9 protein-coding genes and 1 CRISPR repeat array are annotated in these 14,786 nt (G+C 67.8%); of the genes, 4 read left to right on the forward strand and 5 right to left on the reverse strand.

Annotated features, from left to right (window positions below; translation table 11 throughout):
* The first annotated feature begins 354 nt into the window (after window positions 1-354).
* A CRISPR array of direct repeats spans window positions 355-2,363; the repeat unit is 37 nt; unit sequence GTCTTAATGCACCTTATGGTGCGAGGTGCTTTCTGAC.
* A gap of 294 nt (window positions 2,364-2,657) precedes the next feature.
* The 3 genes from hpt to dacB form a co-directional block, all read right to left on the reverse strand.
* A complete protein-coding gene (gene hpt, locus EUC46_RS07240; protein ID WP_128773513.1) occupies window positions 2,658-3,212 on the reverse strand; it encodes a hypoxanthine phosphoribosyltransferase in 555 nt (184 codons plus the stop codon).
* A gap of 141 nt (window positions 3,213-3,353) precedes the next feature.
* Window positions 3,354-4,598, reverse strand: coding sequence for a zinc-dependent metalloprotease (locus EUC46_RS07245; protein WP_128773514.1), 1,245 nt, complete (start codon window positions 4,596-4,598; stop codon window positions 3,354-3,356).
* 49 nt (window positions 4,599-4,647) lie between these two features.
* Window positions 4,648-6,042 (reverse strand): D-alanyl-D-alanine carboxypeptidase/D-alanyl-D-alanine endopeptidase, encoded by a 1,395-nt coding sequence (gene dacB / locus EUC46_RS07250; protein WP_128773515.1) that lies wholly within the window; start codon window positions 6,040-6,042, stop codon window positions 4,648-4,650.
* A gap of 193 nt (window positions 6,043-6,235) precedes the next feature.
* Here dacB and EUC46_RS07255 point away from each other — a divergent pair, with 193 nt between their 5' ends.
* Window positions 6,236-6,736, forward strand: a complete 501-nt coding sequence (locus EUC46_RS07255; protein ID WP_128773516.1) for an inorganic diphosphatase — start codon at window positions 6,236-6,238, stop codon at window positions 6,734-6,736.
* A 235-nt stretch (window positions 6,737-6,971) separates the two neighbouring features.
* Here EUC46_RS07255 and EUC46_RS07260 read toward each other — a convergent pair whose 3' ends face one another.
* Window positions 6,972-8,345, reverse strand: a complete 1,374-nt coding sequence (locus tag EUC46_RS07260; protein ID WP_241655462.1) for a C40 family peptidase — start codon at window positions 8,343-8,345, stop codon at window positions 6,972-6,974.
* A 650-nt stretch (window positions 8,346-8,995) separates the two neighbouring features.
* On the opposite strand from EUC46_RS07260, the gene EUC46_RS07265 reads away from it, so the two are divergent.
* The 3 genes from EUC46_RS07265 (at window position 8,996) to EUC46_RS07275 (ending at window position 12,971) form a co-directional block, all read left to right on the forward strand.
* The gene (locus EUC46_RS07265; protein ID WP_128773517.1) at window positions 8,996-10,339 is read left to right on the forward strand and encodes an O-acetylhomoserine aminocarboxypropyltransferase/cysteine synthase family protein; all 1,344 of its coding nucleotides are present in this window, start codon (window positions 8,996-8,998) and stop codon (window positions 10,337-10,339) included.
* Between the two features lie 102 nt (window positions 10,340-10,441).
* A complete protein-coding gene (gene metX, locus EUC46_RS07270) occupies window positions 10,442-11,665 on the forward strand; it encodes a homoserine O-acetyltransferase MetX (protein WP_128773518.1) in 1,224 nt (407 codons plus the stop codon).
* Between the two features lie 283 nt (window positions 11,666-11,948).
* A complete protein-coding gene (locus EUC46_RS07275) occupies window positions 11,949-12,971 on the forward strand; it encodes an alpha/beta hydrolase (RefSeq protein WP_241655469.1) in 1,023 nt (340 codons plus the stop codon).
* Between the two features lie 40 nt (window positions 12,972-13,011).
* On the opposite strand, the gene EUC46_RS07280 is transcribed toward EUC46_RS07275, so the two are convergent.
* A complete protein-coding gene (locus EUC46_RS07280; RefSeq protein ID WP_128773520.1) occupies window positions 13,012-14,340 on the reverse strand; it encodes a restriction system modified-DNA reader domain-containing protein in 1,329 nt (442 codons plus the stop codon).
* Between the last annotated feature and the right edge of the window lie 446 nt (window positions 14,341-14,786).

The following is a 14,786-nucleotide window of genomic DNA, read 5'->3' on the forward strand; positions in this document are numbered from 1 at the left end:
AGCCTCATACGCCTGACCTACGGACCCCACGCATCCATAGCCGAACGACTACGACACCTCACCTACGAACCATCAGAAGCAACACGCCTGGTCACAGCACCATAGAAACAACTTTGCCGAGCCCCTGTATCGGGGTCTTTGTTCCCATCACCAGAGGTGATGGGAACAAAGACCCCGATTTGCGGCTGTCTGACGCCCACCCTTTTTGCCATAACACACCTCACGGTGCGGAGCACCCTCTAGATCGACGGTGTTCCGGTTCGATGAATTCGACAACAAGGTTTTAATGCACCCATGGTACAGGAGCGTTCTGACACCTGGGCAGAGCATAGCACAGACGATGGGCCTGCGCCGCCCTTAATGCACCTTATGGTGCGAGGTGCTTTCTGACGGTCCACTGGGCGTTGCATGAGGTGCGGGGCGTGTCGTCTTAATGCACCTTATGGTGCGAGGTGCTTTCTGACAGCACCCCTCCCCCTTGTCGGAGGATACGGGTCAACGTCTTAATGCACCTTATGGTGCGAGGTGCTTTCTGACGTAACATACGGAGGTCCCAGAATCGTCTGGCTGGAGTCTTAATGCACCTTATGGTGCGAGGTGCTTTCTGACGGCAGTTCATGAATTACTCCAAGACCTTGGGGTAGCGTCTTAATGCACCTTATGGTGCGAGGTGCTTTCTGACGGTAGAACTGGCCGCGTGGCTAGATGGCCACGCTGATGTCTTAATGCACCTTATGGTGCGAGGTGCTTTCTGACCAGCGGTCAGCGGAAGCTGTCCAGCGGGGTGACGCAAGTCTTAATGCACCTTATGGTGCGAGGTGCTTTCTGACCGTCAGGGCGAAGAACGTACAGAATTCGGTAACATGTCTTAATGCACCTTATGGTGCGAGGTGCTTTCTGACGGCGTTATCGCCGGGAGTAAACTAACGGCCGACGAAGTCTTAATGCACCTTATGGTGCGAGGTGCTTTCTGACAAGTCGACCCTAACCAATTGATCGCTGCCGGGAGTTCGTCTTAATGCACCTTATGGTGCGAGGTGCTTTCTGACGAAGTAAGCAGGCAGCATGGGCAACGACGCCCGTGTCTTAATGCACCTTATGGTGCGAGGTGCTTTCTGACTCGGAGAGAAGTCCGACGCTTGGTTGAGCGCTAGCCGGTCTTAATGCACCTTATGGTGCGAGGTGCTTTCTGACCATCTACGAAAGGAGACTACAATGGACGACTCTAGTGTCTTAATGCACCTTATGGTGCGAGGTGCTTTCTGACGGTCATGAGTGTGCACACCCTGCGGGAGGCCGGCTGGGTCTTAATGCACCTTATGGTGCGAGGTGCTTTCTGACGTATATGTATCCCACGTACTAACGAGGATAACAATGTCTTAATGCACCTTATGGTGCGAGGTGCTTTCTGACGATATCAGCTCTCGGGACATGGGTGTTATTGTCTTAATGCACCTTATGGTGCGAGGTGCTTTCTGACGGCGTGACGGGCTATGGGAAGATGAGTTCTTCCCGTCTTAATGCACCTTATGGTGCGAGGTGCTTTCTGACGGAATATGCAGAGGAGTGTCTCTCCTCGGGTAGAATAATCATGTCTTAATGCACCTTATGGTGCGAGGTGCTTTCTGACTCGTTGGCGAGAAGTCAAACGCTTACCGTCGGGCCTCGTCTTAATGCACCTTATGGTGCGAGGTGCTTTCTGACCGGAGGAGTGGGAGCTCCCCGCGCAGTCTGAGCCGGTTGTCTTAATGCACCTTATGGTGCGAGGTGCTTTCTGACTTGAAGGCTGGCATAACGATTATGTAGTCCTTTACGGAGTCTTAATGCACCTTATGGTGCGAGGTGCTTTCTGACTCGTCGTGGGGGGCTACGGGTCCACGAGACCCGGTCTTAATGCACCTTATGGTGCGAGGTGCTTTCTGACGTTGCCACCCCTACTCCCCTTGAGGTCTTCGAGCGCGCGTCTTAATGCACCTTATGGTGCGAGGTGCTTTCTGACACGTTATCTGGACCACCCGTCTTCGGACCCTGTTACCGTCTTAATGCACCTTATGGTGCGAGGTGCTTTCTGACCAAGATGACCATCGAAGAGAAGCGCTACAACTTCGAGTCTTAATGCACCTTATGGTGCGAGGTGCTTTCTGACATTGTGACCCTCGGCCTTGTGGCCGGGTCTAAAATGTCGTCTTAATGCACCTTATGGTGCGAGGTGCTTTCTGACATTTCTCTCGAGGGTAGTACGCCCATAGTGTGTCTTAATGCACCTTATGGTGCGAGGTGCTTTCTGACCGTAATAAAGCCGCTCAGATCACTGCTACGACTTCAGGTCTTAATGCACCTTATGGTGCGAGGTGCTTTCTGACCCCCCTGCCCCAGAAGCCGCGCCATGACGCCACTTCAAGGGCCCGGATCGCCACCGGCCCCGCAAGCACCCCAACGGGACGGCTAGCACCGCCCCCATTCTGCCACTTCTCCCTGCAATCACGCCACTCGCCACCGACGCCACTTCCACGCCCCCGGCAAACAACTTCCAACGACGCCAAGCCGAAAAGTCCCCCTCCAACACCACCCCCACTCAGGACCAAAGCCCCTTGACAAACGAAGTGCGGTTGTTTATTAACACGCTTCGGGCCTCTCGGCTACGGGCCAGAATGCGCTCAACCCCCATAGACCTCGGGCCGCAGGGTCCCGATGAACGGCAGGTTGCGATAGTTCTCGGCGTAGTCCAGCCCGTAGCCGACCACGAACTCCGTGGGGATGTCGAAGCCCACGTAGGCCACCTCCACCTCCACCTTGGCAGCTTCAGGCTTGCGCAACAGGGTCGCGATCTCCACGCTCGCCGCCCCGCGCGAGGAGAGGTTGCCGGTCAACCAAGACAGGGTGAGCCCGGAATCAATAATGTCCTCAACAATAAGTACGTCGCGGCCGGTCAGGTCGGTGTCGAGGTCCTTGAGGATGCGCACCACCCCGGAGGACTTGGTGCCCGACCCGTAGGAGGACACCGCCATCCAGTCCATGGGCGCTGAGCGGTGCAGCCGGCGCGATAGATCGGCCATGACGTAGATAGCGCCCTTGAGTACACCCACCAGCAGTAGGTCCTTGTCCGCGTAGTCGGCGTCGATCTGCGCAGCCATCTCATCAAGGCGCTGATCGATCTGCTCCTGGGTGATCAGCACCTCCTGAAGGTCCTGTCCCATGTCCGCGACGTCCATCTCGGCTCCTTACACACCGTGAGTGAGGCAGGCGCCCTCCAGGCCCCGCACGGGGACACGACGACCCGCCGACGCCACAAGCCTGCCACAGATACCAGCCGACCTCAGCGGAAAGCCACCCACCGGATGGTTACCGCTGCATCACAGCCCCATTCGCTCCACCCAGGCCTCGGGCCGTGCGATCTCCTCCGGGCTGGGCAGCAATTCCGGCGCAGCCCACACCCGGTTGAGTCCCTCGTGCCCCACCCGGGCGACAACCGCGCGCACAAAAGCGGCGCCGTCGTCGTACTGCGCCTCCTTGGCCTGCGCGCCCAGGAGCCGCCATAGCAGCGCCCCGATCCCCGGGCCGGTCCCGCCCTCCTGGTGCCCCGAGCCGGTCAACGACGCCCGCAGCCGGTGCACCGACGGCATCTGGGAGGGCTTGACGGCGTCCAGGACCGCCTCGGCATGCCCCTCCAGAAAACTGAGGGTGGTCACCAGCCGGGCCAGGACGCGGCGCTCGGAGGCGCTAAGCAGCTGGCTCAGGCCCTCGACGCCCTTCTCGCCGTCACGCAGCCCGAGTGCCCGCGCCACCCTCTCGGCGGGGCCCAGCCGCGCCCCGCCCTCACCCGCGGACCCGCCCCAGGTGGCCACAATGGCCTCAACCACCTCGGTGAGCCCGGCGCGCAGGTGCGCGGCCAACCACGGTGCGGCGCTCAACTGGACGACATGGGTGGCCTCGTGCAACGCCACCCAGACCGGCAGGTCGAGCCGGTCCAGCTCCAAGCGCTGCTGAAGGGCCAGCACATTGGGGGCCACCAGCAGCATGCGGGCCTCCACCACCGGCTCCACCCGGCCGCCTGACGGCGCTACCGCCTGCGCCGCCCCAGTCACCTCCTGGGTCGCCCCAGTCTCCTGGGCCGCTCTGCCCGCCGAACCGGCCCCGCCCCCAGCGGCCCGAGTACCGCCCCGGGCCGCGCCGGCATCCTCCGCCCCGGAGGGCGCGGCCGGGGGAAGCACCTGCCCCAGGACACGGGTGGAGAGCAATCCCAGGGCCCCGGCGACCTCCGCCGCCCCAACAGCGCGCAGGGCCGGGGACGACGGCGCGGCGGGCACCCCGGCCATGAGGTCGCGCAGGCCGGTCGCCGCGGCGCGCACCAAACCCGCCCGGTCCACAACCAGCACCTCCGTGCTGGCGGCGGCCCGGCGCGCCGCCGCCCCAAGTCCGGTGATGCGCCCCACCCAGGCCGGGGCGTCAGCGGCCCCGCGGCGCAGCCGGGTCACGGTGTTGCGGCGCGCCGCCGCTGTGGCGGTAGGGCCCGCCGCGGTGGCTTCACGCGCCAGGCGCGAAGCGGTGTCCCAGTCGACGAGGTCAGCGGCGCTAGCGGGTCGCAAGTCGGTGCTCACCGGCCCAGGGTACGACCGCGCACTATGCCGACGCCCTCAACCCGCGCCCTTAACCCGAGCAGCCGCAGGCGGACAGAGGGATGACGAAGTCCTCATCTATGGCCACCCGCGCCGACGTCAGCCCGCCGTCGGGGAAGCCGTCGACAATAACGGCGAAGGCCAGCAGCCGGCCGTCCTGGGTGACCACGACGCCGCTCAGTGAGGCCGACTCGTTGAGGGACCCGGTCTTGGCGCGCACCGTGCCCGCCCCGGTGGTGCCCACGAAACGGTCATCGAGCGTGCCGTCCAGGGACGCCACCGGCAGTGAGGCAATGAGGACGCGTCCAACAACCCCGCCCCGGGGGCCGGCGGCGCGGGCGAGAACCTCCGCCAGCAGCCTGGCGGGAACCTTATTGCCCAGCGCCAGCCCCGAGCCGTCCACCAGCGTGGTGCCGGAGGTATCAAAGCCATCCGCCTTCAGCTGAGCCAGCACCGCCCGGGCGGCCCCCTCGAAGTCGGCGGTCTCCCCCGCGGCCACGGCCACGAGCCTGCCCTCCACCTCGGTCATGGTGTTGTCGGAGGTCTTCAACGACAGGGACAGGATGTCCGCCAGTGGCGCCGAGCTCACAGAAGCCAAGTCGGTGGCGGACTGGGGGGCCGCCTCGCGGGCAACCTGCCCGTCAACGGTGATGCCGGCGGCCGCCAAGTGCCCGGCGAAGGCCTGGGCGGCCTCCATGGCCGGGTCGGCCGGGTAGTCGCCGGCTTCGTGGTGGGCGGAGACGTCGATCATGATCGGCTGAACCTGGCCCACCCAGGCCTCATTGCCCTCCTCCCATCCGGCATTCCAGGTGGAACCAGTGAACAGGGTGTCGTCCAGGGCCACCGAGACGCTCGTCACCCCTTTGGCTTGAAGCGCCTCCGCGGTCTGACGGGCCAGGTCCCCCAGGCCCGCATGGCCGGCGACGGCGGAGGAGTCGCCCGCATCGTTCGCCAAGAGCACATCTCCACCCCCCACCAGGGTGACCGTGCTGCCCTGGAGCACCGTCGTGGTCTGGAGGGTGTGATCGGCCCCCAGGAGGGACAGGGCCGCCCAGGCGGTGAGAACCTTGTTCGACGACGCCGGAGTCAGGCCCCGGGTAGCGGAGTGGTCGACCAGTTCCTCACCGGTAGCGACATCGATCACCGACACGGCGACGGTGCCGCCCCCGGTCATGGAGTCTGCGGCGAGAGTCGCGGCATAACCGGAGAGCACGCCGGCGTCCGGGATGGGGGCGTCGTCGGCCGGCCCCTCAATGGTGGGAGTCGCCGGGGCCGCCGCTGGCGTTGGGAAGGGCTGAACAACGTAGTCGGCGGTCGACACGGTCAAAGGGCCAGGGACCAGATCGAGGGAATCGGCGAGCCCGTAGTAGCCGCAGGCGACGGCCAAGCTCGCAACGGTCAACGCGGCGATCTGCACCTTGCGCACGTTTCCTCCGGTGGTTGAGGGGTGGGGCGGGATGAGACGGGGGCGCGGAGAGCGGCCCACAACCCGCCGTCGTAGGTCACACTAGTGCTAACACGATCAACCCTCCCGGTTGCCACGCAACGGGTCCGCTCCGCGGCCGCCGCGGCGTGACAACCGTGAGGGGGACCGGAACACAGCAGTTAGGAGACGCCCGGTGGAGTTCGACGTCACAATTGAGATCCCCAAAGGCAACCGCAACAAGTACGAAGTCGACCACGAAACCGGACGCATCAAACTGGACCGGATGCTCTTCACCTCCACCCGCTACCCCGACGACTACGGATTCATTGACAACACGTTGGGAGAGGACGGGGATCCGCTGGACGCGCTGGTGCTACTGGAGGAGCCCACCTTCCCCGGCTGCCTCATTCGCTGCCGCGCCCTGGGCATGTTCCGCATGCGCGACGAGAAGGGTGGGGACGACAAGGTCCTGTGCGTCCCCTCAGGAGACCAGCGCGCCTCCTGGCGCACTGACATTGAGGACGTCAGCGAGTTCCACCGCCTGGAGATCCAGCACTTCTTCGAGGTCTACAAGGACCTGGAGCCGGGCAAGAGCGTTGAGGGCGCCCACTGGGTGGGCCGTGAGGAGGCCGAGGAGGAGATTCTCCAGTCCTACGAGCGCGAGAAGGAGCGCATTGCCCGCGAGGGCCACTGAGGCTCCCCCGAGGAGCCGCCGCCCCACGCCGCCCTGGCCCCGCCACCTCAGTCACGCACGTCGGCGCCGGCCGCTGATCCCGCCCCCGGGATGCGGCCGGCGCCGGCGTCTGCCCGCGCCCTTGCGGGAGACGGCCGGCGCCGACGTCTACCTTCACCAATGACCACCAATGACTTGCCCGTCGCCGTCGCCGAGCGCTCGGGACGCCCGGCGACGGGGAGAGGGTGCGTGAGCCTTAGGGGCGCACCGCGTAGGGCATGATGTCCCCGTAGGACATGGAGGTCACGCGCACCGTCATCCCGAAGGTGGGGGCCTCAATGATCTGGCCTCCCCCCAGGTAGAGGGCGACGTGGTAGATGCCCGACGAAGAACCGTCCTGTGACCAGAAGATGAGGTCGCCTTCCTGGGCGCTGCTCAGCGGCACCTTGGTGCCCTGTTCGTATTGCGCCCGCGAGGAGTGCGTCAGGTAGACGCCTGCGGACCGGTAGGCCAACATGGTCAGGCCCGAGCAGTCCACCCCGCCGTAGGACTCCCCGCCCCAGGCGTAGGGCGCCCCCAGGTAGGAGTAGGCGGCGCTAACGGCGGCCGAGGCCCCCCCGCCACCGGTGTAGCCGGGGTCGGGATCCGGCTCGGGCTCCGGGTCGGGTGCGGGCTGCGGCTCGGGCTCCGCAGAGCCGGCGCCCGAGCCCTCGCCAGAACCCGAGCTCTCACCGGAGCCGGGATCCGCCGCCTCACCCCCGGAGTCGGCCGGCGGACTGGAGGGCTCCTCGGCCTGCTGTGCCTGCTGCTGCGCCTGTTCCGCGGCAGCCGCCGCAGCGGCAGCCTCTGCGGCGGCCTTCGCCTCGGCCTCCTCGCGAGCCTTGCGCTCGGCCTCAAGTTGGGCCTGGTACTGGGTCTCAAGCTCGACCGTGGTATTGCGCTGGGCCGCAAGCTCAGAGATGAGCGAAGCGCGCTCGGTCTCGGCGTTGGAGACCGCCTCCTGGGCGTCGGCCGCGGCCGTCTCGGCGTTGGTCTTCGCGGTGGCGGCGGTGTCTGCCGCATCCTGCTTGGCGACGACCTTCTCATCGGCCAGGGACTGCATGGTGTCCGCAACCGCCTGGAGGGCCTCGACGTTCTGCACCTTGGCGTCGGTGTTCTCGCCGGCGCGGGTCAGGGCGACCTCAACCTCGGCCATGTCGCCCAGGGAGTCGGTGGTCAGATAGGGGGCCAGGGCGTCCAGGGGGTTGCCGCCCTCGGCATAGGTCTGGGAGACAACGGCGCCCAGCTCCACGCGGGCCGCCGCGGTCTCGGCGGCGGCATTGTCCGCATTGGTCTGGGCCGTTTCCGCCTCATCAGTGGCGGTGTCCAGATCGGCGGCGGCGGCGAGATAGTCCTCGTTGGCGACCTGGGCGGAGATCTGGGCGTCCTCCAGGTCCGCGCTGAGCTGAGCCAACTGGGCCTCGAGGTTGGCGATCGACGTTGAGGTGGCACTCTCCTCCGCCTTGGCCTTGTCAATGTCGTCCTGGGTCACATCGTCCGCATGGACCACCGGGGTCAGCCCGAGCACCAGAGCCAGGCCGGCTATAGCGGCAATACCGCGAGAGCCTTTCTTACGCAGATTCGAGCTCACATGTCCTCCAGCGTCTTCCGGCGCGTCGTCTTGACGGGTGTTCCCCGAGTACTGCTTGAACCATATCGGCCAAAGGCCGCTCGCGACACACAAACAACACAGTTCACAAGTTTCACATCCGCCTCAGATGCTGCTTCCTCGCGCGATTTCAACGGGACCTCCACACCGTAGAAGGGCTGTGAGTTTAGCCATACACAGGCTCATTAGCCGTCTTAGCCACGCCCGGACCGGGGCTCGGGACGGCCCCAGGAGGCCGACCCCGAAGTCGACCCGCCCCGCGCGGCTGGCCCACCGGGGCGCCGCCGGGCCGGCGCACGGCGCCGGGACCCGGCCCGCCCCGCGCGCTCCGGCCCGGCCCGGGGCTCGGGACGGCCCCAGGAGGCCGGCCCCGAAGTCGACCCGCCCCGCGCGGCCGGCCCACAATTCGGCCGGCGTTTGCGCCATCGGCCCGCCTCATGGTTACTGTGAGGCATGTTCCGTGAGCAGCCCCGCCGAATGCGCCACTGACGCGCACGCAGCAACGGGCCCGTGCGCGTCCCTCATCCACCCACTAGGCGGACGAGCCAGCGCCAGGAACCACCACGGGAAGACGCGCACGCACGCGCCCCGGGCCTCGACGTCGTCCGCCCCTGAAACTCAGGAGCCCCACCATGACCGACGCCCTCTCCCCCACCGGCCCCTCGGCCTGGCGTTTTGAAACCAAGCAGGTCCAGGCCGGCCACACCCCCGACTCCGACACCGGCGCCCGTGCCATTCCGATCTACCAGACGACCTCCTTCGTGTTCCCCGACGCCCAGGAGGCCGCCGACCGCTTCGCCCTCAAGTCCCTGGGCCCCATTTACACGCGCCTGGACAACCCCACCAACCAGATCGTCGCCGGCCGCGTCGCAGCCCTGGAGGGGGGCGTCGGGGCGCACCTGGTGTCCTCGGGCAGCGCTGCGGAAACCCTGACCTTCCTGACCCTGGGAGGAGCCGGGAACAATATCGTGGCCTCACCGTCCCTGTACGGGGGCACCACCAACCTGCTCACCCACACCCTGCCCCGCCTGGGGCTGACCACTCGCTTCGTCGAGGACCCCGCCGACCCCGCCGCTTGGTCGGCCCTGGCCGACGAGCGCACCATCTGTTTCTTCGGGGAGTCCATCCCCAACCCCAAGGGCGACATCCTCGACATTGAGGCCCTGGCGCAGGCCGCCCATGCCCAGGGCATCCCCCTGGTGGTCGACAACACCCTGGCCTCGCCCTACCTGACCCGCCCCATTGAGTGGGGCGCGGACATTGTGGTGGAGTCGGCCACCAAGTTCCTGGGCGGTCACGGCTCCTCAGTCCTGGGCGTCATCGTCGACTCCGGCAACTTCGACTACGCCGCCCAACCTGAGCGCTTCCCCACCTTCAACACCCCCGACCCCTCCTACAACGGACTGGTCTACGCCCGCGACCTGGGGGTGGGCAGCGACCTGGGGGCCAATCTCGCCTTCATCCTCAAAGCCCACACTCAGGGCCAGCGCGACCTGGGGTTCGCCGCCTCCCCGCTCAACGCCTTCCTCGTGGCCCAGGGCGTTGAGACCCTATCCCTGCGCATGGAGCGCCACGTGGACAACGCCCTGGCGGTGGCCCGCTGGCTCACCAGCCGCCCCGAGGTCGCCGAGGTGCGCTACTCCGGTCTGCCCGAGAGCCCCTACTACGCGCTTCACCGCAAGTACTGCCCGCGCGGCGCCGGGAGCGTCTTCGCCTTCGACCTGGTCGGCGGGCGCCGGGCGGGGGCCGCCCTCATTGACGCGCTCACACTGTTCTCCAACCTCGCCAATGTGGGCGACGTGCGCTCCCTGGCCATCCATCCGGCCACCACCACCCATTCCCAGCTCGACGACGACGGTCTGGCGGCCGCCGGCATTAACCCGGGCACGGTGCGCCTGAGCGTGGGCATTGAGCACATTGACGACATTCTGGCCGACCTGGCCCAGGCCCTGGACGCCATTGGCTCCCATGACTAAGAAGCCGGGCGACAACGACCGGTCGACGTCGTCGTCCCGCCCAGGCCCCATCCCCAGGGCCCGCCCCTTACCACTCCGTCCGGTCCATCTCAGGAGGACACCATGACCACGCAGTCCAACCCGGATCCCCCGGCGCAGCCCCTCGCGCCCGGCGTGGGCACGGCGTCGTCAAAGCTGGTGGACCGCAAGGCGGGCTCCCCCACCGGCGCCTGGCGCCCCGGGGACGAGCCCGGGGACCGCCACTTCCTGGAAATCGGCGACCTGCCCCTGGAGTCCGGGGAGGTCCTGCCCGAAACCACCCTGGCCTTCGAGACGTGGGGCGCGCTCACCCCCGGGCGCGACAATGCCGTCCTGGTGCTGCACGCGCTGACCGGGGACTCGCACGTCAGTGGCGAGGCGGGCCCGGGCCACCCCACCCCCGGCTGGTGGGACTCCCTGGTGGGGCCGGGCAGGGCCATCGACACCGAGCGCTACTTCGTGGTGGCCGCCAATATCCTCGGCGGCTGTCAGGGATCCACCGGCCCTTCCTCCATTGGCCCGGACGGGCGCCCCTGGGGCTCACGCTTCCCCTGGTTGACCACCAGAGACGCCGTCGAGGCCGAAAGGCACCTGGCCGACGCCCTGGGCATTAAGACCTTCCACCTGGTTATTGGCGCCTCCCTGGGCGGGCACCGCGCCGTGGAGTGGGCGGTCTCCCATCCCCACCGGGTGCGCAACCTGGCACTAGTGGCCACCGGCGCCTCAACCACGGCCGACCAGCTCGCCTGGTGCCACCTTCAGGAGCTGGCGATCGTGGGCGACCCCTACTTCTTCGACGGCGACTACTACTCCCACCCGGTGGGGCCGGTGCGGGGGCTGGGCCTGGCCCGGGCGCTGGCGCACACCACGTACCGCAGCGCCGCCGAGCTCGATACCCGCTTCGGGCGCAAGCACCAGGGCGAAGAAGACCCGGCGGTGGGCGGGCGCTACCAGATCGAGTCCTACCTGGACTACCACGCCGGCAAGCTCCTGGCGCGCTTCGACGCCAACACCTACCTCATTGTCACCCACTCCATGATGGTCCACGACGTCGGCACCGGGCGCGGAGGCACCGAGAAGGCGCTGGGCACGATCACCGCGCGCACCCTGGTGGTGGACGTGGACTCGGACAGGCTGTTCCTGTCCGCGCAGGCCGAGCAGCTTCACCGCTGCATTCCCGACGCCAGGCGCGCCACCATTAAGTCGCTGCACGGCCACGACGGCTTCCTCATTGAGGCCGACCAAATGGAGGCGATCCTGCGGGGCTTCCTGGACGCCGACCCCGAGAACCCCGAGAACAAGGCCTGAGCGCCCCTCCCTCCCGCGCCTTCTCCCCCTCCCTCCAACGAAATCCTCACAGCACGACGTCCCGGGACGTTGCGCTGTGAGGATTTCGTTGGAAGGAGGGAGGGCGAGGGGGGCGAAGGGGAGCGGAAGCCGCCATGCACCGCCGGACACATTGGACAATGGGAGCGTGAGCACCACCGCTAGCCCAGCGCCGGCCGCCCCCTCAGACCCCGGCACCGCCGGTTCCCCGCCCTCACCGGGCTCGCATGAAGAGCACGCCCCGGTCGGGGCGTGGGGGCCGGACATTCTGGGGGCGGGCTTCCAGGCCCGCACCCTGGAGCTCCTCCCCGACGATGAGGACGACGGCATTGTCGCCACCCTGGTGCGCTACATGCCGGCGGACGACCCCGCCGCCCTGCCCAACACCCCCACCTCCCCCACCTTCGCCTACCTGCACATCCACGGCTGGAACGACTACTTCTTCAACGCCGACCTGGCCCGGCAGGTCGCCCGCCTGGGCGGAGCCTTCTACGCCATAGATTTACGGCGCTACGGGCGCTCCTTGCGCCCGGGCCAGATGCACGGATGGGTCACCTCCCTGGCCGACTACGACGAGGACCTTGGCCTGGCACTGGCCCAGATCCGCACCGAATGCGGCCTGGAGATCCCCCTGGTCCTGGCCGGGCACTCCACCGGGGGACTGACCGCGGCACTGTGGGCCGACCAGCACCCCGGGGCCCTGGCCGCCCTGGTCCTGAACTCCCCCTGGCTGGAGATTCAAGGCTCCGAGCCGGCGCGGACGGTGGGCGAGCCGGTGGTGCGCACCCTGGCCTGGCGCGACCCGCGCATGGTCATCCCCACCCCACCGATCCCCTCCGACCAACTCTTCGACATTACCGCGGGCTGGGATCCCGTGCGCGACGGTGAACTGCCCGATCCCGCCTGGGCCTCAGACCCGTACGTGACCGGCTGGCGGGTGGAGGCCGACTGGATCATCCACCCTTCGGCACCGATCCGGCCGGGCTGGCTCCAGGCGGTGCTCAACGCCCAGGCCCGCGTAGCCGCGGGCCTGGATATACGCTGCCCGGTGCTGTCCATGGGTTCGGCGCGCAGTCACCTGGGAGTGGTGTGGAGCCCCGAGGCGCGCTGCACCGACACGGTCATTGACGCCGACGCCACCGCCCGCCGCGCGGTCCAACTCGGGGCGCTGGTGACCGTGGCGCGCTTCGAGGGCGCTGTTCATGACCTCACGCTCTCAGCTCCCCCGGTGCGCGAGCAGGTGTACTCGGCCATGCGCCGCTGGTTGGGGGCCTACGTGCTGCGCTGAGCCGCGGCGGTCCGCGGGGCGGCCTTGAGCCGGCCGCGGGTCAGGCCTGGCGGTCGCTGAGGACCGCGGCGTAGAGCGAGGCCAGGGTTGGTCCCTGAACCCCCAGGCGCCATACCCGCCAACCGTCGGTGTCCTGCGTGTACTGGACGGCGTTAGCGGCCGCCGAGGGGTCGGTGAAGACGCGGCCATTGCTCACCACCATGCGCCCGTCGCCGTAGAGAACGGCCTCATGGTGGATGCCGCGGCGCATCCGCTGCCACACCAGGGTGACCGGGGTGTCCAGGGAGGCGGCGACGGCGCGCATGGCCTCCTCGGCGTCCTCCCCTGACGGGACGGTGGGCTGAGCGCCGAGCACCGGGCCGGTGGAGCGGTGCCCGCGGGCGCGCACATCGGCCAGGGATAGCTTTCCGGTAACAGGGTCCTGGAAGTCGCCCCTGTCCGCCTCGGGTGCGGAAGCCGTGCTCTCGGGAGGAGTAGGGGCCGAGGACATGGCGCCGAAGCCGGGCGTCGGCAGGGCGGGCGGCGGCGCCGGGGAGTACTGAGAAGCCGCCGCAGCCCGACGCGACACCGCATGCTGGCCGTCGCTGCGCCTCGAATCGCCCGCGAGCGCGCTGCGCGCCTCGACCGTGCTCAGCACCTGGGTGTCCCCGGTCAAAGACTCGTAGGGGGCAGCGGGCGGCTCCGCCGCGGCATGCCCGTGGGAGGAACCGCGTCTACGGGCCGGCGCGGCCCCGCGCGTGGGCGCCGGCTCCTCAAAGGACGCGGCGTGCCCGCGGGAGTCGCGCCGCTCGGACGCCGAGTGCCCGGCTGTCGCGGGAACCGGCCCTGGGGCGACGGCGCGCACCACGTCGACGGTGACCACGGTGGAGTCGTCGGGCAGGCGCCGCACGTCGATCTCCCGCAGCTCAATACCCGCAGCGGCCAGCACCGGGGCGGAGTCGCGGACCTCCGGGGCCAGGGCGGTGGTCAGGAGCACCAGGCGCGGGCCGGGGGCCACACGAGCGGGCACCCCGGCCCGGAAGCTCTCCCAGTCTTCGTTGTAAACAGCGGGGCCGCCCGGGTAGGCGGCCTGAAGTTCGGCGGCGGAGGCCGCTGAAGCGGAGGACAGGTGCACCAGGGCATCGACCAGCTCTTGGGCGCCGAAGCTCTCAGCGACCTCGACCACCGTGACACGGCCGGAAGGATCCAGGGCGGTGAGCGCTTCGACCCGGCCTTTGCGGGACCATCCCAAGGGGAATAGCGGCCGGCCCAGCACCTCGACAACCTGCTCGCGGATGGCGGCCAAGGCCGTGCCCCGTACGTCGTCGTTCCCGGGATCACCCAACGAGGTAAACGCAAGACGACCCTCGTTGAGTTCGAAGAGCGCCATTGCGTACCGCCTTTCCCAGCCATCCCCGCACGGACTGCGCCCAAAGCGCCCTCCGAGTGCAACCCTGCCGAAACAATCCTCTCACGCACGACGCTGACGCGCCCAGGCGCCTATGGCGCCCCAGAAGGGCGATATCCAGCGCAAACACGGTGATAACGCGCATAAATCCCCGCTGAACACCAGGGGCGAGACATCGAGCACATACCGGTCGGCGTTACGCAAAAGAGCCCTGGCCCACACCTTGCAGCGTGGGACCAGGGCCAGGGGCCGGGCCGGCCGACTCGACTCAAGCGGGCCGGCCGGGCTGGGCCGGGCCAACCGACGGGCCGACCGGGCCGGGTCGAGTCAACCGGCGGACCAACCCAGACCGGACCGGCTCAGTCCGAACCGGCTCAGTACAGCCCGGACCGGGCCGGACCGGAGCGGCTCGGTCAGCCCGGGCCGGA

The sequence above is a fragment of the Actinomyces oricola genome (assembly GCF_004104015.1).
In the GTDB taxonomy this organism is placed as follows: Bacteria; Actinomycetota; Actinomycetes; order Actinomycetales; family Actinomycetaceae; genus Actinomyces; species Actinomyces oricola.

Coding starts and splice junctions, on each gene's coding strand:
- hpt (WP_128773513.1), bottom strand. CDS start 3,212: ATGGACGTCGCGGACATGGGACAGGACCTTCAGGAGGTGCTGATCACC.
- EUC46_RS07265 (WP_128773517.1), top strand. CDS start 8,996: ATGACCGACGCCCTCTCCCCCACCGGCCCCTCGGCCTGGCGTTTTGAA.
- metX (WP_128773518.1), top strand. CDS start 10,442: ATGACCACGCAGTCCAACCCGGATCCCCCGGCGCAGCCCCTCGCGCCC.
- EUC46_RS07280 (WP_128773520.1), bottom strand. CDS start 14,340: ATGGCGCTCTTCGAACTCAACGAGGGTCGTCTTGCGTTTACCTCGTTG.